This is a genomic window from Streptomyces sp. NPDC087215, assembly GCF_044744885.1.
Lineage (GTDB): Bacteria > Actinomycetota > Actinomycetes > Streptomycetales > Streptomycetaceae > Streptomyces.
This window is the reverse complement of sequence record NZ_JBIUZD010000002.1, coordinates 73,968-91,678: the sequence shown is the minus strand read 5'-3', so window position 1 is coordinate 91,678 and position 17,711 is coordinate 73,968. Positions and strand designations below refer to the sequence as shown.

Here is a 17,711-nt window from a genome sequence, read left to right as displayed (position 1 = left end):
GGGGGCGGGATGACGAACGGCGCGTACCCGCTGGCGCGGCGGACCGTGCGGCGCTTCCGGGGCTGGGGCGGGGTGGCCGCGATGGCCGTGGCCTGCGGGCTCACCGCCTCCCTGACCCTGCTGCCGCTGACGCACGGCGGGAGCGGCGCGGCGGCGGCCCCGGAGACGTACGGTCGGGGACCCGGGATCGGCACCGGCGTCCAGGTCAGGGCCGAGACCTGTGAGCGCCCGGAGGCCTCGCTGACCCCGTCGTCGGCGGACGGCCCGGCGGTCGAGGCGATCAAGAAGCGCGGGAAGCTGGTCGTCGGCGTCGACCAGTCCAGCTACCGCTGGGGCTACCGGAACCCGGAGAAGGGCGTCCTGGAGGGCTTCGACATCGATCTGGCGCGGGCCGTCGCGGCGGACCTGCTCGGCGACCGGGACGCGGTCATCCTCCGCGCGATCCCCACCAACCAGCGGACCGAACTGCTGAACAGCGGCACGATCGACCTGGTCGTGCGGACCATGACGATCAACTGCAAGCGGATCGGGGAGGTCGCCTTCTCCACCGCCTACTTCCAGGCGGGACAGCAGGTCCTGGCGCCCAGGGCGGCCAGGGACATCACGGGGTACGACTCCTCGCTGCGCGGCAAGCGGGTCTGCACCGCCGAGGGATCCACCGCCTACGACGCCCTCGTGGAGAACTCCTTCGGCGCGGTCTTCAAGGACGAGGGCGACGGCACCAAGGACGACAAGGACCTGCTGACGGTCCCCAACCAGCTGGACTGCCTGGCCCGGCTCCAGCTCGGCGAGGTCGACGCCGTCGTCACGGACAACGCCCTCGCGGCGGGCCAGGCGGCGCAGGACCCGGCGGTCGAGCTGAAGGGCGAGCCGTTCACGAAGGAGTACTACGGGGTGGCGGCCAAGCTGGGCAACGACGACCTGGTGCGCCGGGTCAACCAGGTGCTCGTGGGATACCGGCAGGGCCCCTGGCAGAAGGCGTACAAGGACTGGCTGGAGAAGGACCTGCCCGGGATACCGGGCCCGCCCGCTCCGCTGTACAAGTAGCGCCGCGCCCCGGCAGTGCCGGGGGCGGCGCCGTAGCGGCGGCCCGCACACGGAGAGGAAGAGGTGACCGATGGGCGTCACGGGACCCCCTGGGCCGGTGATGGACCGGGACGAGGCGGACCGTGCGCTGGCGCGCCTCGCCGCCGAGCACAAGGCGGTCGAGGACTCGCTCCTCGCGCTCCAGGACCACGCGGGCCGCAGACTGCTCGAAGGGGCCGAGCTGACCGGCACGACCCGGGACCGGTGGGCGGCGGCCGAGCGGGACATCACCCTGCTCTGGACCTGTTTCGACGTGTACACGGGTGCGCTGCGGGAAGCCCGTGGGGTACGGGCCAGGCGCCGCTGGCCCGGCCGGGACGAACTGCTGGAGCTGACCGAGCGGCTGCGCGGCGAGAGCGTGGTCGTGGCGGGCGGGGCGGGCGAACGGGGGCTGCTGTCGGAGCGGTTCACCCTGGAGGGCCTGGTCCGCCGGATGAACGAGCTGTACGCGTCCTCGCTGGACGTGGTGGTCACCGCCGACGCGGTCTGGTCGGCGCTGCCCGCCCGGATCGACCTGCTCGCCGCCGAACTGGGCCGGACGCGTTCGCTGGCGCACTCGGTCGGCGTGCGCCCGGGAGAGCATCCGGCCGGGGACGAACTGGCCGCGATCACGGCCGAGCTGACCGCGCTGCGCTCCCAGGTGGTGACCGACCCGCTGGCGTTCTGGCGCCGGGCGGCGGGGAGTTCGGCGCCCGGCGGGGGCCGCCCCGACACCACCCGGTACGACCGGGCGGCCCTGGCCCTGGAGGACGTGCGGCGGGAGACGGAGGCGGTGCTCGCGGTCCGGCAGGACTCCGAGGACCGGCTGCTGCGGCTGCGGGACGTGCTGTCCCGGGCGGACCGGACGCTGGCGGAGGCGCGGGCCGCGCGCGGCGAGGTCCTGGCGAAGATCGCCGCCTCCGAGGTGCCGGTCGTCGGCGGGCCGCCGATCGTGCTCCAGGAGCGGCTGGCCGCCGCCGCCGAGTACCGCAGGCACGCCCGGTGGCACCGGCTCTCCCCGCTCCTGGACTCCCTGGAGCGGGAGGCGGAGGACGAACTGCTGCGGGCCCGGGAATCGTTGACGTCCGTCACGGCGCCGCTCGCGGTGCGGGCGGAGCTGCGGGGCAGACTGGACGCGTACCGGGCGAAGGTGACACGGCTGGGCGCGGCGGAGGACCCGCTGCTCACGGAGCGGTACGACGCGGCCCGCCGGATGCTGTGGAGCGCGCCCTGCGATCTGCGGGTCGCGGAACAGGCCGTGCTGCGCTATCAGCAGGCGGCGGCGGACGCACTGTCCGGCCCGAGGGACGCGGGAGGACACGAGTGATGAGCGGGGAGACGGGCGTGGCGAGCTGTCAGCGTCCTTCGTGCGGGGGTTCGTACGAGGACATGGGGGGCGGTGAGCTGTACTGCGACACCTGCGGGCTCGCCCCGGTGGTCGCGCCCCCGGGGTCCCCGGCCGCCGAGGCGGGGCTCGTCGTCTCGGCGGCGACGGGCGTGGCCGTCCCCGGCAGGGGCACGGGCCGGGGCGGGGCGACCGGTCCCGCCGGGGAGCCCGGTTCCACCGGGACCGACCCGGTGTCCGCGCGGAGCGGTTCGCGGGCCTCGTCCCGGGCGTCGTCGCGTTCCTCGACCTCCCGCCGCTCGGTCTCCGGACGCCTGTCCCGCTCGCTCTCCGGCGCCTCCACCGCGCCCTCGGTGTCGGTGCGCAGCTCGGGCACCTCGTCCGGGCAGTCCGCCCGCAACCGGCTGGGCGCGGGTCTGGTGGCGATGCCCGAGGTGCCGCGTCCCGACCCCCGGGGCGCGGTGATGGACAACCCGGAGGTGCCCGAGCGGAAGCGTTTCTGCTCCCGTTCCGACTGCGGGGCCCCGGTGGGCCGTTCGCGGGGCGCCCGGCCGGGCCGTACCGAGGGCTTCTGCACCAAGTGCGGGCACCCGTACTCCTTCGTGCCGAAGCTGCGCGGCGGGGACGTCGTCCACGGCCAGTACGAGGTCGCGGGCTGTCTGGCGCACGGCGGTCTCGGCTGGGTCTACCTCGCCGTCGACCGGGCCGTCTCCGACCGCTGGGTGGTGCTCAAGGGCCTGCTCGACACCGGTGACCAGGACGCGATGGCCGCCGCGATCTCCGAGCGCCGCTTCCTCGCCGAGATCGAGCACTCCAACATCGTCCGCATCTACAACTTCGTCGAGCACCTCGACCAGCGCACCGGCTCCCTCGACGGCTACATCGTCATGGAGTACGTCGGCGGCAAGTCGCTCAAGGAGATCGCCAACGAGCGGCGCGCCGCCGACGGCCGCCGCGACCCGCTGCCGGTCGAACAGGCCTGCGCGTACGGGATCGAGGCCCTGGAGGCGCTCGGGCACCTGCACAGCAGACACCTGCTGTACTGCGACTTCAAGGTGGACAACGCCATCCAGACCGAGGACCAGCTGAAGCTCATCGACATGGGCGCGGTCCGGCGGATGGACGACGACGAGTCCGCGATCTACGGCACGGTCGGCTACCAGGCGCCCGAGGTGGCCGAGGTCGGTCCCTCGGTCGCCAGCGACCTGTACACGGTGGCCCGCACGCTCGCGGTGATGACCTTCGACTTCCAGGGCTACACGAACGTCTTCGTGGACTCGCTGCCCGAGCCGGAGCACATCGAGGTCCTGCGGACCTACGAGTCGTTCTACCGCTTCCTGGTCCGGGCCACCGACCCGGATCCGGCCCGCCGGTTCGGCTCCGCGCAGGAGATGGCGGAGCAGCTGACCGGGGTGCTGCGCGAGGTGGTGGCGCTCCAGTCGGGCCGACCGCGCCCGGCGCTGTCGACGCTCTTCGGCACCGAGGTGCGGGTCACCGACACGAGCCTGTTCGCCGAACTGACGCAGGACGTGTCGCTGCTGGGCGGGCGCCGGACCTCGGAGCGGTCCGGTCCCTCCGGTCCGGCGCCCGTCGCCCTGCCCGCCGGGGCGGGGCTCGGGCCGCTGCTCGCGCCGCTCGACGCGCCCGCGACCGCGCTCGCGCTGCCCGTGCCGCACGTCGACGTCTCCGACCCGCACGCCGGGCTGCTCGCCGGACTCGCCGCCGCCGCGCCCGCCGAGCTGCTCGCCGCGCTCGCGGCAGCGGCCACGCCCTCCGTCGAGCTGCGGCTGCGCACCCTGCGCGCCCAGTTGGAGCTGGGCGACCTGTCCTCGGCCGTACGGACCCTGGCGGCCCTGGAGGAACGGGCCCCGGACGACTGGCGGATCGTCTGGTACCGGGGGGTGACCTCCCTGGTGACCGGGGACCACGAGCACGCGGCGCTCGCCTTCGACGCGGTGTACGACGCCTTTCCGGGCGAGCCGTCGCCGAAGCTGGCCCTCGGGATCTGCGCCGAGGTCCTCGGCCAGCTGGACAACGCGGCCGAGTACTACCGCCTGGTGTGGGCCACCGACCAGGGTTTCGTCAGCGCGGCCTTCGGTCTCGCCCGGGTGCGGCTGGCGGCGGGCGACCGCGCCGGGGCCGTACGGACCCTGGAGTCCGTACCGGAGTCGTCGATCCACTACACGGCGGCCCGGGTGGCGGCCGTGCGGGCGCGGCTGCGGCGGCGTCCGGCGGCGGAGCCGCTCGGGCCCGAGCTGACGGCCGCCGCCGCGCAGGTGTCCGCGCTGCGGGGCTTCGGTCTGGACGCGGTGCGCAGGGAGCAGTTGTCGGCCGAGGTCTTCGGAACGGCCCTCGACTGGGTACTCTCCGGGAGTCCCGGTGCGGAACCGGGCGGCGGCGCGCTGCTGCTCGGCAGTGAACTGGACGAGCGCGGACTGCGCTTCGGCCTCGAACGCTCCTACCGGGTGCTGGCCCGGCTCGCCCAGCGGGGCGAGGAGAGGATCGAACTGGTGGAGCGGGCCAACCGCTTCCGCCCCCGGACGTGGGTGTGAGGATGTCCCAGAACCCGAAGCCGTCGCACGGACTCACCGTGTGCCCCGAGTGCGCCGAACCCCTGGAGCCGGGCGACCGGTTCTGCGGGGCGTGCGGATACGACCTGACGGCCGTGCCGGCCGCCGGGGACGGCCGGGACCACCCGACCGTGGCCATCGGCACCCCGGTGGCGTGGCCGGACGTCCCGGACCGGGAGTCCGGTTCGCCGTCCGGCGCCACCCAGCATCCGGGCGATCTGCCCGGCACCGACTCCGGCGGCCGGGAGCTGGCCGCCGGGCCGCCCCCGGTGGCGCCCGCCGGACGGACCGCCACCGGCGACGGGGACTTCCCCCTGCCGGCCCCCGATCCGCGTACGGCGGTACGGGCCGATCCGGCGCCGCCGTCCGCCGCCGCCGTGTGCGTGGCCTGCCGGGCGGGGCGGGTGGACACCGACGGCTACTGCGAGAACTGCGGGCACGCCCAGCCGCGCGAGCGCGACCACATGGAGCGGGAGCTGGCCGGTGTCGCCGCCGTCAGCGACCGGGGGCTGCGCCACCACCGCAACGAGGACGCGTTCGCCGTCTCCGCGACGACCCTCCCGGACGGCTCCCCCGCGACCGTCGCGATCGTCTGCGACGGCGTGTCCTCGGCGACCCGTCCCGACGAGGCGTCCGCCGCCGCCGCCGCGGCCGCCGGGGCCTCGCTGCTCGCCGCGCTGCCCCGGGGAACCCACCCGCAGCAGGCGATGCACGAGGCGATCGTGGCCGCCGCCGCGGCCGTCGACTCCCTCGCGGAGGGGACGGGCCCGGCCGAGGCCGAGGCGCACCGCCACCGCAACGCCCCCGCCTGCACCATCGTGGGCTCCGTCGTCACGGGCGGACTGCTCGTCGTGGGCTGGGTCGGCGACAGCCGCGTCTACTGGGTGCCGGACGACCGGGCCGCGCCGCCCGCCCGGCTGACCGAGGACGACTCGTGGGCCGCCCAGATGGTCTCGTCGGGCCTGATGAACGAGGCGGAGGCGTACGCGGACGAGCGCGCCCACGCCATCACCGGCTGGCTGGGCGCGGACTCCTACGAGCTGGAGCCGCACACGGCCGCGTTCAAGCCCGACCGGTCCGGTGTGGTCGTCGTCTGCACGGACGGGCTGTGGAACTACGCCGAGGGCGCCGGGGACATGGCGCGGATCGTCCCCGCCGACGCGGCGGACCGTCCGCTGCACAGTGCCCGGACGCTCGTCGGCCACGCCCTGGACGGCGGCGGCCACGACAACATCACGGTCGCGCTCGTGCCGTTCACGGTCACCTCACCCGGGGCATGATCCGCCTGAACGGCCGCCGGTCCCCGTCCCCGAAACCGTTGTTGCCCGAGGAGCCGTAAGAGATGGCCAACTTCTCCAAGTCGACCGTGCCGCAGTTCTCGGTGGACGTCTACCAGAACGAGTTCCTGCCGGAGGGCGGCCGGGACGTCAGCGCGATCGTCACGGTCACCTCCACCGGGGGCGGCACCACCGGCCAGCGGCTGTACGGCCCGGCGGGCGCGGGCGCGGCCGGAGTCGTGATCATGGTCGACTGCTCCGGCTCGATGGACTACCCCGACACCAAGATGCGGGGCGCCCGCGAGGCCACCGCCGCCGCGATCGACACCCTGCGCGACGGCACCTCGTTCGCGGTCGTCGCCGGGACGCACCGGGCGACGGAGGTCTACCCGCGCAACGGGCGCCTGGCCGTCGCCGACGCCCTCACCCGGGCCCAGGCCAAGGAGGCGCTGCGCGGGCTGACCGCGGGCGGAGGCACCGCGATCGGCACCTGGCTGCGGCTCGCCGACCGGCTGCTGTCCTCCGCCGACCTCACCATCCGGCACGGCATCCTGCTCACCGACGGACGCAACGAGCACGAGTCGCCGGAGGAGCTGACGGCCGCGCTCGACTCCTGTGCGGGCCGCTTCACCTGCGACGCGCGTGGGGTGGGCACCGACTGGAAGGTCAAGGAGGTCACCGGGATCGCCTCGGCGCTGCTCGGCACCGCCGACATCGTGGCCGATCCGGCCGCTCTCGCCGCCGACTTCACCTCGATGATGGAGCACGCGATGGGCAAGGGCGTCGCGGACGTCGCCCTGCGCCTGTGGACCCCGGTGGGGGTGGAGATCGCCTTCGTGAAGCAGGTGGCGCCCACCGTCGAGGACCTGACCGGGCGGCGTACGGAGGCGGGGCCGCGCGCCGGGGACTACCCGACGGGCTCCTGGGGCGACGAGTCCCGCGACTACCACGTGACCGTGCGGGTCCCCCGGGCCTCGGTCGGGCAGGAGATGCTGGCCGCCCGGGTCTCCCTGATCGCGCCCGATCCCCTGGACGGCGAGCTCCGCCCGCTGTCCCAGGGCCTGGTACGGGCGGTGTGGACGGACGACCTGGCCATGTCGACGTCGATCAATCCGCAGGTCGCGCACTACACGGGCCAGGCCGAACTCGCGGACGTCATCCAGCAGGGTCTGGACGCGCGCAAATCGGGCGACCACGACGGAGCGACGGCGAAACTGGGCCGGGCCGTGCAGCTCGCGGCGGCCTCGGGCAACGCGGATACCGCGAAACTCCTTTCGAAGGTGGTCGACGTGGTCGATGCGGCGACCGGTACTGTGCGTTTGAAGGCGAAGGTCGCGGAAGCGGACGAGATGACACTCGAAACCCGCTCCACCAAGACCGTTCGCGTCAAGAGGTAGCCCGGCCAGCGGGCCGGACGACGAGAGGGGGAAGCACCGACATGCCGACCTGCCCGAACGGACACCAGTCGGTCTCCGACGACTGGTGCGAGGTCTGCGGCCATCGCATGGCCGGGGCGGGTGCGCCGACGGGTGCCGTACCGCCGCCTCCCCCGCCGCCGCCCGCCTACGGACACCCAGGACCCGGCACCCCCGAGGGCCCGGCCGGCTACGGCTACCCCGGCCCCGACGGCCCCGGTGCTCCGGGCGGCTACGGCTACCCCGCTCCCGAGCGCCCCGGCGCCCCGGGCGGCTACGGCTACCCCGGCCCCGGTGGCCACGGCGGCCCGCCGCCCCCGCCGGGCGGCTTCCGACCCGGCGACGGGCCCGGACCGGGCGGACCCGGTCACGGCGGTTTCGGTCCCGGTGACGGATCCGGCCACGGTCCCGGTCACGGCGGTTTCGGACCCGGTGACGGTCCCGGTCACGGCGGTTTCGGACCCGGTGAAGGATCCGACCGCGGTGGTCCGCCGCCCGCGCCCGGCGGCTTCGGACCCGGCGGTCCCGGACCCGGCGGCTTCGGCAACGGGCCCGGCCCCGGCGGTCACGGCCCCGGACCCGGCGGCTTCGGACCCGGTGGTGACTCGAACGCGACCGCGCAGGCGGAGCTCTGCCCGCAGTGCCGCACCCCGCGCGAGCACATGGCGCCGTTCTGTGAGGAGTGCCGCTGGAACTTCCTCACCCACACGGCCACCTCGTACACCCCGCTGGCCCCGCAGAACGCGCAGCGCGGCACCGCCGCGCCGCAGCCCCCGGCCCCGCACGCCCCGGCGCCCCCGCAGCCCGGTCCGCCGCCCGGTCCGAACCTGCCGCCGGGCTTCCAGTCCTCGCCGCCCCCGCAGGGGCGGCAGGAGGACCCGTTCGGCTACCACGGTTCGCGGCCCTCGCAGGTCAACCGGCCCGCCGAGCCCCTGGGCGCCGAGCCGACCCACCACCAGGCGCCGTCGCGGCGGCCCCCGGCACAGCAGCAGCCCGGTGCTCCCGGGCAGCAGCCCCCCGCGTACCTCCAGGGCCCGGCAGCGCCGCCCGGCGCACCCCTCCAGTCCCCGCCGCAGCCGCGCGGGGACGACGACTGGGTGCTGTCGCCGCCGTCGCACTCCGAGCCGCCGCAGCGCCACGAGCCGCCTCAGCCGCCCCCTCACCAGGGGCCCCCGCAGCCTCCCGCGCACCAGGGACCTCCTCAGCAGCAGTTCCAGCCACCCCGGCAGCCGGGGACCTGGACGGCGTACATCGGTCCCGACCGCGACTACTTCCTGGCGATGATGCAGCGCAGCGGCCCCGAGGCGACGGGCCTGAACCTGCCCGCGTACTCGCCCGCGAAGCAGTTGCCGCTCCAGGGCAACCAGATCTCCGTCGGGCGCCGCAGGCACTCCACCGGCGAGTCCCCCGACATCGACCTGTCGGTGCCGCCGGAGGACCCGGGCGTCTCGCACCAGCACGCGGTGCTCGTGCAGCAGCCGGACGGCTCGTGGGCGGTGGTGGACCAGAACTCCACCAACGGCACCACGGTCAACGGCGGTGAGGAACCGATCCAGCCGTACGTCCCCGTCCAGCTCCAGGACGGCGACCGGGTGCACGTCGGCGCCTGGACGACGATCACGGTCCGGCTCGGCTGACGCCGTCCCGCGCCCGCCCCCGGGGGCCCGGCGCGCGGTCCTCCGGGGCCGCCCGCCGGGCCCCCGGGGCAGTCCTGGTTCCCCGGTCCTAGGACCGGTCGTCTGAGACGATGGAACGGTGAACGAGATTCCCGGGGAAACAGCGCAGGAGCAGACCTTCTACGAGCAGGTCGGCGGCGAGGAGACCTTCCGCCGCCTGGTCCACCGCTTCTACGAGGGCGTCGCGGAGGACCCGCTGCTGCGCCCGATGTACCCCGAGGAGGACCTCGGCCCCGCGGAGGAGCGGTTCGCGCTCTTCCTCATGCAGTACTGGGGCGGCCCGCGCACCTACAGCGACCACCGGGGACACCCCCGGCTGCGGATGCGGCACGCCCCGTTCGTCGTCGACCGGGCGGCCCACGACGCCTGGCTGCGGCACATGCGGACCGCTCTCGACGAGTTGGAGCTGGCCCCCGAGCACGAGAGCGAGCTCTGGCGCTATCTGACCTACGCGGCGGCCTCGATGGTCAACTCGGCGGGCTGATCCGCTTCTCTCCCTTTTTTGCTTTTCCCACCCTTTTGCGACCTCTCTCCGATCATGGATGAACACATTCCGGAAACGGAACCCCGGATAACGGTCACGATCCCATCAAGGTCGGTCCGTAAGCGGTTTCCAGCCGCACATGCAGTCTGAAAGCATCCGAGAGAAGTTTCGGGAGCGCGCGGAACGACCACCGCGCGCACCGTGATCAGGGTGGCCAGGGGGATGGGTGACGGGGTTCGTATTTCTGCGCGTCAGGGCGCACCGGCTGTTGCTGGCCGCGGCGCTCCTCGCCGTGCTCCTGACCACCTCGGTGCTCGCCACCCTCGCCTCCTTCTCCGGGGCGATCGGCGACGCGGCGCTCCAGGCGGGGCTGCGGGGCCGTTCGGCGGCCGCCGCCTCGCTGCTCGTCACCGCACAGGTGCCGGAGGCCAAGCGCGCCTCCGCCGAGACGGCCGTCCAGGAGGGCGCGCGGCGGACCTTCGACGGACTGCCGGTGACCGTCCGGCGGCTCGAACGCTCCGGACCGTACGCGCTGCCCCGCGGTCTCCAGCCGCCCGCCGCCCGCTCGGGTGACCCGGACCTCACCCACTTCGCCGCGCTCGACCGCTCGCGGCTCACCCTCGTCAAGGGCGCCTGGCCGTCCGCCGCCCGCACCTCGGGCGTCGTCGAGACGGCACTGCCCGAGGAGGCGGCCCGCAGGCTGCGGGTCGGCCCCGGCACCGTCCTCGACCTCTCCGACCGGCTCGACGGCCCGGCGGTGAAGGCCCGGATCACCGGCGTCTACCGGCCCGTCGACACCCACGACCTGTACTGGCAGCTCGACCCGGCAGGCGGGCGCGGTGTCCGCACCGTCGCCTTCACGACGTACGGACCGCTGCTCGTCGACCCCGCCGTCCTGACCGCACGGGCGGTGAGCGCGGGCGACACCTCCTGGCTCGGCTCCGCCGACTACACCGGCCTCACCACCGACCGCATGGCCGCGCTGCGCGCCGCCTCGGCCGAGGGCCCGAAGGAACTGGCCGGGGCCACCGGGGCGTTCGGTACGACGATCTCGGCGTCCACCGCGCTGCCGACCGTCCTGGACCAGACCCAGCGGGCCCTGCTCGTCTCCCGCTCGACGCTGCTGATCGTCGCCGTCCAGCTGGTGCTCCTCGCCGCGTACGCGCTGCTGCTCGTCGCCCGGCTGCTCAGCACCGAACGTTCCGGCGAGACCGCGCTGCTGCGGGCCCGGGGCGGTTCGCGGCGCCGGATCGCCGGGCTCGCCGGCGTCGAGGCACTGCTCCTCGCGCTGCCCGCCGCCGTCGCCGCCCCGCTGCTCTCCGGCCCGCTGACCCGGCTCTTCGCCGACCGGTCCGCGCTCTCCTCGCTCGGCGTCCGTCTCGACACGGCGCCCTCGCTCACGGTGTGGCTGGTCGCCGCCGCCGTGGCCCTGTGCTGTGCCGCCGCCGTCGTCGCGCCCGCGCTCGCCGCCGGGGACGACTCCGCCGTCTCGCTGCGCAAGGTCCGCTCGGCGTCGCTGCCCGGACCCGTCCGGGCCGGGGCGGACATCGGTCTGCTGGCCGTCGCCGCCGTCGCCTACTGGCAGCTCCAGCGGCCCGCCGCCGCGGGCGGCACCCTCGGCGCCGACGACCCGGGCGGCGGCTCCGTCGACCCGGTGCTCGTCGCCGCACCCGCCCTCGCCCTGCTCGCGGGCACCGTCCTGACCCTGCGTCTGCTGCCGCCCGCCGCCAAGCTGGCCGAGCGGCGCGCGGCGGGCGGGCGCGGGCTCTCCGCCGCCCTCGCGGGCTGGCAGTTCAGCCGTCGTCCGCTGCGCGGCGCGGGACCCGTCCTCCTCCTCGTCCTCGCCGTGGCGATGGGCATGTTGGCCATCGGGCAGAGCAACTCGTGGGAGCGTTCGCAGCGCGACCAGGCCGACTTCCGGATCGGCGCCGACGTCCGCGTCCTGAGCGCGGGTCCCGGCGAGCCGACCCAGACCGAGCAGCTGGGCTCCGTGCCCGGGGTCCGCTCGGTCGCCCCCCTGCACCGCACCACCATGGACCTCTCGGGGAAGACCGCGACCGTCCTGGCCCTGGACACCCGTAACGCCACCGACGGTCTGCTGCTGCGCGCCGACCTCGCCGACGTGCCCGTCCGCTCCCTGCTCGCGCCGCTCGCGCCCAGGACGGCGACGACCCGTCCCGGGCTCCCGCTGCCCGTGGGCACCCGGACGCTCACCGCCGACCTGCGGCTCGGCGAGTCCGTGGCGTCCGCCCGGGTCACCGCCGTCCTGGAGGACCCGAACGGGGTCCCCTACCGCCAGTCCCTCGGAACGCTGCCCGCCGACCGCCGGACCCACCGGCTGGCCCTCGACCTGGCGGCGCTGACGGCGGCCCCCGGCGAGAACGGGAACCGGGGCTCCACCGGTCTGCTCACCCTCGTCGGCCTGGAGTTCGCCGGTACGGTCGAGCCGGGCGAGCGGACAAGCCAGACCCTCCACGTCGAGCGGTTCGGCGTCGTCCGCGCCGACGGCGGCGAGCGGGTCCACTCCCCCGGGCAGGTCCTGGCCTCCTGGGCGCACACCTTCGAGCAGACCGAGAACGGCGACGCCCGCGACGGCGTCCCCGCGTCCGGTGTCCCCGGCGACGCGAAGGGCACCCGCCCGGCCCCGTACGTCATCACCTTCTCCCTCACCGGCGCTGCCGCCGACGACCCCTTCCGGCGCCAGGAGGACTACACGGTCCGGATGAACGCGCCCGGTCCGAAGGCCCCCAGCCGGCTGACGGCCGTGGCCACGACGGCCTTCATGACGGCCGCCGGGGCCACGCCCGGCCAGGCCCTCGAGGTCAACCTCGGCGGACGCCGGGTCAACGTGGTCGTCGGCCGGGTCGTCGACGAACTGCCCACCACCGGCGCGGGCGCCCGCGCGGCCTCCGCGGCCGGCACGGTCGCCGCCCCCGACGACGGCGGCACGATCCTCCTCGACCTGGCCTCGGTCAACCAGTACCTGTCCACCGACGAGGCCTCCACCGTCCCGGCGACCGAGTGGTGGCTGACCGTCGACCCCGGCCGCTCCGCCGAGGTCGCCGCCGCCCTGCGCGCCCGCCCCAACGCGGACCCCGCCCAGGTCGTCGTCCGTGACGAGGTCGCCGACGAACTCCTCGGCGACCCGCTGGGCGCGGGCCCCAACGCCGCACTGATGGCGGTCGCGGCGGCCGCCGCCGCGCTCGCCGCCGTCGGCTTCGCGGTCGGCTCGGCCGGTGCGATGCGGGAGCGGTCCGCCGAGTTCGGCGTCCTGCGGGCGCTCGGCACACCGCAACGGCGCCTGGCCCGGCTGATCGCCGCCGAGCAGGGCCTCCTCATCGGCATCGGTCTGCTCATCGGCGCCGGACTCGGCACCTTGCTGGCCCGTACGGTCGTCCCGCTGGTCGTCCTGACCGGCCAGGCGGCCCGGCCGGTGCCCCCGGTCCTGGTCGAACTGCCCCTCGGCCAGGTGGCCCTGCTGATGGCCGGGGTGGCCTCGCTGCCGGTCGCCATCGTCGCGGGCATCGCCCTGCGCCGTACGGACCCGGCCGCGACCCTGCGCCACCAGGGGGCCAGCTGATGCCGCCCGCCACCGGGGAGAACCCGCACGAGAACACCGGGGAGAACCCGGAGAGCACCGGGAGGAACCCGGGCACCCCCGACCGGGCCGACAGGCCCTCGCCCGGGGCCCGCCCGGACACACCGGAGGAGCCCTCCCCCGACAGTCCGGTGGTCTCCGGGTCCGGTCCCGGGGACACCCCGGACACCCCGGACACATCACCGGGACCGGCCCCGGTGGCCGCCGGGGAGAACCCCGGCGCCCCCGGCGGGGAAGCCCCGGGCACTCCCGACGGGGGCGCCCCGGGGACGGCCCCGCGCCCGCCCGCCGGGCACGCCCCGGACGAGTCCGCCGGGCCCCGCGCCCCGGGCGCACCTGCCGGAAAGTCCCCGGGCCCGTCCCCCGGGACGGCCCCGAAGACCGTCGGGGACCGCCCGGACGCCCCCGCACGGGAGAACCCCGGCACCCCCTCCGTACCCAGGAAGGCCACCGACATGACCCGGCCCCGGTCGTCCCGGTCCGACAGACCCGCCCGCGCCGTGGCGCCCTGGGTGCGGACCCGGCTCCGGACCGCGCCCTGGGCCGCCGCCTCGCTGGCCCTCCTCGTCCTGGTCACCGCCTACCTCGCGGCCGCGCTGCCGCGTGTCATGGACGCGTACGAGACCGAGGGCCTGCGGCACGACATCAGCACCGCGATCCCCCGCAACAGCGTCCTCGGCCTGACCGCCGAGGCACCCGGCCTCGAACTCGACCTCCCCGTACGCGAGTCACAGCTCGCCCCCGCCGTCCTGAAGAAGCAGCAAGAGAAGGTGCGCGGGCTGCTGCCCGACCTGCTGCGGACCGACCCCCGGCAGACCTCCCACGGAGTCCGTACCGTCAAGCGCGTCGAGGGCGTCGACTCCTGGCTGCCCCGGCCCGACGGCCTCTCCCCCCAGTTCCTGCTCTCCTCGCCGTCCGGCCTCGCCGACCACTCCACCCTCCGCGCGGGCCGCCTCCCCGAGGGCACGGCGCGCCGCCCGGAGGCGGTGGTGACCGCGAAGACCGCCGAGGCCCTGCACCTGAAGCCCGGCTCCGTCGTCCACGTCCCCGGCCGGATCAGCGCCGAACCGATCGCCTTCACCGTCACCGGCATCGTCGAACCCCGCGGCCCCGAGGCCGCCTACTGGTCCGTCGAACCGCTGCTGCGCACCCCCGCGCTGGCCCCGATCATCGGCGACGATGTCAAGTACTACTGGCAGGGGGCCCTGCTGGTCTCCCCCGCCTCCGCGCCCGCGCTGCTCTCCACCACCGGCGAGCCCGAGGTCTTCTTCCGCTACCTGCCCGTGGCCGACCACCTCACCGGCCGGGACGCCGAAGCGCTCACCGCCGCCCTCGACTCGGCGACCGGCGGCCCCGACCTGGTGAAGATGCGCGAGGTCGTCGGCCCCACCGGCACGATGACCACCGGACTCGACGCGATCGTCGACTCCTACCGGTCGATGCGCGACGCCATCACCCCGGTCGTCGCCGTCGCCGTCTTCGGGATCGGCGCCGTCGCCGCGGTCGTCCTCGCCATGACCGGCGGTCTGTTCGTCGGCCGCAGGGACCACGAGCTGGCCCTGATCCGCTCCCGGGGCGCCTCGCTCACCGGCATCGGGACCCGGCTCCTCGGCGAGACCACGGCGGTCGCCGTACCGGCCGCGGCCCTCGCCCTCGGCCTGGCCGTGCTGACCGTGAGGGCGCCCGCCGCAGGCCCCGGCGCCGGACCGGCCACCGGCTCCGAGGGCGTCCCGCTGCTGCCGTCCCTGCTCGCCGTCACGGCCGTCGCCCTGGTCGCGATGCTGGTCCTGCCGGTGCGGGCCATGGTCCGGCACCGGCATCCCCGGCTGCACGGCGGCCGTGACGACCTGCTGACGGCCCGCCCCTCGACCCGCCGCACCGTCCTCGAACTCACCCTGCTCGTCCTCGCCGTCGGCGCCGTCGCCTCACTGCGGCTGCGCGGCACCGGGGAGTCCGGCGACCTCCTGGTGAGCGCCGCGCCGGTGCTCGTCGGTCTGATCGCCGCGATGCTCCTCGTCCGGGTCTATCCGCTGCCGCTGCGGTGGGCGGGCCGCCCGGCCCGGAGGCTGCGCGGCGCGGTCGGCCCGCTGGCCCTGGCCCGCGCCGGACGCTCCTCCACCGCGGGCACGCTCCCGCTGCTCGCGCTGGTCCTCGCGCTGACCACGGCGGCCTTCGGCGGCTCGGTCCTCGCGGGCGTGGCCGACGCCCGCGACCGGGCCGCGCTCCTCGCGATCGGCGCCGACGCCCGGATCGACGGCTCCGTGGAGTGGACGCCGCTGCCCGCCGGACTCGTCGACTCGGTCCGCACCACCCGGGGCGTACGGGACGTGGCACCGCTCCAGATCGAGTACGGCGTGTCGCTGCCGTCCGCGCACGGCACCACCTCCCCGCCGATGAGCGGCGCCCTGGTGGGCGTCGAGCCCGGCTCGTACACCCGGCTCTCGGCCAGGACCGGCTTCGGCGCGTTCCCCCCGGGGCTGCTCGCCTCGACCGGCAAGGGCGGCAAGGAGGTCGCGGCGGACACCGGACGGGTGCTGCCCGCCGTCGCCTCGCCGTCGGTCGCCGAACGGCTCGGGAACGCGCCTCAGGAGATCGTGACGGCCGCCGGGGTGTTCCGGGTGAAGGTGGTCGCCGTCCGGGCCGCCACCCCGGCCCTGCCCGGCGCGGACTTCCTCGTCGTCAACGCCGCCGACCTCACCCACCGGACGAACACCGCGCTGCTCGTCACCGGCTCCCAGGACGGGACCGCGCTGCGCGCCGCCGTGAAGGCGAAGTCCGCCACGCTCCTGGTGACGATGCGCACCGAGGAACGCTCCACGTACGTCGACTCGCCGCTCCAGTCGGGCGCCGAGCGGATGTACCTCGGCGCGATCGGCGCGGGCGCCGGATTCGCCGTGGTGGCCGTCCTGCTCTCGCTGATGCAGAACGCGCCGGAGCGGACCACGCTCCTCGCCCGGCTGCGGACGATGGGCCTGACCCGGAAGCAGGGGCGGCGGCTGCTCGGCCTCGAAGCGCTGCCGCAGGCGGTCCTCGCCGCGGTCGGCGGTGTGCTGGTCGGCTGGGCGACGGTGCCGCTGCTCGCCCCCGGCATCGACCTGTTCCGGCTGGCGCTCGCGACGACCCCGGGCTTCGCCCCGCTGGACGCCGCCCCGCTGCGGGCGGACCCGTGGTCGCTGGTGGTGCCCGCCGTCGCGGTCGTGCTGATCACGGCCGCGGCCGCGGCCGGACAGGCGTGGTGGGCGGGACGCAGGGGCTCGATCAAGGAACTCAGGGCAGGAGACGCACGATGACGAAGACCGAGACGTCGAGCCGGGAGGCCGGCGGGACGGCGTCCGCCGCGGACACCACCACCCTGGAGGAGCTGGAGCGGCGGGCGACCGCACACCGCGACCGACTCTCGTACGGTCATGACGCGCTCATCGCCTGTGACCGGCTGGTCCGGATCTTCACCACCGACGGAGTGGAGGTGCAGGCGCTCCAGGGGCTCGACCTGCTGGTGAAGGAGGGCGAGCTGATGGCCCTGGTCGGCGCGTCCGGTTCGGGCAAGTCGACGCTGATGAACATCCTCGCGGGCCTGGACGTGCCGACCGCGGGTGCGGCCCGGGTGGCGGGCTGCGACCTGCTGGCCATGGACGGCAAGGCACGGCTGCGGTACCGCCGCGAGATCGTCGGCTTCGTCTGGCAGCAGACCGCCCGCAACCTCCTTCCTTACCTGACGGCCGCTCAGAACGTGGCGCTGCCCATGCAGTTGCGGGGTCGCACCCCCCAGAGGGCGGAGCGGGCCGAGGAGTTGCTCGCGATGCTGGGCATCTCGGAGATCCGCGACCGGCGGCCGAACCAGCTCTCCGGCGGCCAGCAGCAGCGGGTGGCCATCGCGGTCGCCCTCGCCAACAACCCGTCCGTGCTCCTCGCCGACGAGCCGACCGGCGAGCTGGACTCGGCCACCGGCGAGCAGGTCTTCGCCGCCTTCCGCCGGGCCAACGAGGAACTGGGCACGACGATCGTGATCGTCACCCACGACCAGACGGTCGCCACCGAGGTCCGCCGCACGGTCGCCATCCGCGACGGCCGCACCTCCTCCGAGGTGCTGCGCCGCACCGAGGTGGACGAGCAGGGCCAGGAGTCCCTGGTGGCACGGGAGTACGCGATGCTGGACCGCGCGGGCCGCCTCCAGCTCCCGGCGGACTACACCCAGGCCCTCGGCATGGAGCACCGGGTGGCGCTGGAACTGGAGCAGGACCACATCGGGGTGTGGCCGGACGACACGGACCGCTGACCCCC

Annotated in this window: 10 protein-coding genes; all 10 read left to right on the top strand. The window is 75.4% G+C overall.

Annotation, left to right across the window (positions count from 1 at the left end):
• The first annotated feature begins 9 nt into the window (after positions 1-9).
• The 10 genes from ACIO92_RS05085 (at position 10) to ACIO92_RS05040 (ending at position 17,706) form a co-directional block, all read left to right on the top strand.
• Positions 10-1,047, top strand: coding sequence for a glutamate ABC transporter substrate-binding protein (locus ACIO92_RS05085; RefSeq protein ID WP_366440615.1), 1,038 nt, complete (start codon positions 10-12; stop codon positions 1,045-1,047).
• 70 nt (positions 1,048-1,117) lie between these two features.
• Positions 1,118-2,392 (top strand): hypothetical protein, encoded by a 1,275-nt coding sequence (locus tag ACIO92_RS05080; RefSeq protein ID WP_366440616.1) that lies wholly within the window; start codon positions 1,118-1,120, stop codon positions 2,390-2,392.
• Positions 2,392-4,962, top strand: coding sequence for a tetratricopeptide repeat protein (locus ACIO92_RS05075; protein ID WP_402282286.1), 2,571 nt, complete (start codon positions 2,392-2,394; stop codon positions 4,960-4,962). Before ACIO92_RS05080 ends, ACIO92_RS05075 begins: the two co-directional genes overlap by 1 nt.
• A gap of 2 nt (positions 4,963-4,964) precedes the next feature.
• Positions 4,965-6,260, top strand: a complete 1,296-nt coding sequence (locus ACIO92_RS05070) for a PP2C family serine/threonine-protein phosphatase (protein WP_366440618.1) — start codon at positions 4,965-4,967, stop codon at positions 6,258-6,260.
• A gap of 62 nt (positions 6,261-6,322) precedes the next feature.
• Positions 6,323-7,654 (top strand): VWA domain-containing protein, encoded by a 1,332-nt coding sequence (locus tag ACIO92_RS05065; RefSeq protein WP_366440619.1) that lies wholly within the window; start codon positions 6,323-6,325, stop codon positions 7,652-7,654.
• A gap of 41 nt (positions 7,655-7,695) precedes the next feature.
• Positions 7,696-9,309, top strand: a complete 1,614-nt coding sequence (locus ACIO92_RS05060) for an FHA domain-containing protein (protein ID WP_402282283.1) — start codon at positions 7,696-7,698, stop codon at positions 9,307-9,309.
• A 118-nt stretch (positions 9,310-9,427) separates the two neighbouring features.
• On the top strand, positions 9,428-9,832 hold the full coding sequence (locus ACIO92_RS05055; RefSeq protein WP_366440621.1) for a globin: 405 nt from the start codon (positions 9,428-9,430) through the stop codon (positions 9,830-9,832).
• Positions 9,833-10,058: 226 nt separating this feature from the next.
• Positions 10,059-13,412 carry an FtsX-like permease family protein gene (locus ACIO92_RS05050; RefSeq protein ID WP_402282281.1) on the top strand — a complete coding sequence of 1,118 codons (3,354 nt, stop codon included), beginning with the start codon at positions 10,059-10,061 and terminating at the stop codon, positions 13,410-13,412.
• Between the two features lie 473 nt (positions 13,413-13,885).
• A complete protein-coding gene (locus ACIO92_RS05045; protein WP_402282279.1) occupies positions 13,886-16,720 on the top strand; it encodes an FtsX-like permease family protein in 2,835 nt (944 codons plus the stop codon).
• On the top strand, positions 16,717-17,706 hold the full coding sequence (locus tag ACIO92_RS05040) for an ABC transporter ATP-binding protein (RefSeq protein WP_366440623.1): 990 nt from the start codon (positions 16,717-16,719) through the stop codon (positions 17,704-17,706). Before ACIO92_RS05045 ends, ACIO92_RS05040 begins: the two co-directional genes overlap by 4 nt.
• The last annotated feature ends 5 nt before the right edge of the window (positions 17,707-17,711 follow it).

Bases quoted from the DNA above. Each gene is read 5' to 3' on its own strand.
- ACIO92_RS05060 (WP_402282283.1), top strand. From the start codon at position 7,696: ATGCCGACCTGCCCGAACGGACACCAGTCGGTCTCCGACGACTGGTGC.
- ACIO92_RS05085 (WP_366440615.1), top strand. From the start codon at position 10: ATGACGAACGGCGCGTACCCGCTGGCGCGGCGGACCGTGCGGCGCTTC.
- ACIO92_RS05040 (WP_366440623.1), top strand. From the start codon at position 16,717: ATGACGAAGACCGAGACGTCGAGCCGGGAGGCCGGCGGGACGGCGTCC.
- ACIO92_RS05065 (WP_366440619.1), top strand. From the start codon at position 6,323: ATGGCCAACTTCTCCAAGTCGACCGTGCCGCAGTTCTCGGTGGACGTC.
- ACIO92_RS05075 (WP_402282286.1), top strand. From the start codon at position 2,392: ATGAGCGGGGAGACGGGCGTGGCGAGCTGTCAGCGTCCTTCGTGCGGG.
- ACIO92_RS05070 (WP_366440618.1), top strand. From the start codon at position 4,965: ATGTCCCAGAACCCGAAGCCGTCGCACGGACTCACCGTGTGCCCCGAG.
- ACIO92_RS05045 (WP_402282279.1), top strand. From the start codon at position 13,886: ATGACCCGGCCCCGGTCGTCCCGGTCCGACAGACCCGCCCGCGCCGTG.
- ACIO92_RS05080 (WP_366440616.1), top strand. From the start codon at position 1,118: ATGGGCGTCACGGGACCCCCTGGGCCGGTGATGGACCGGGACGAGGCG.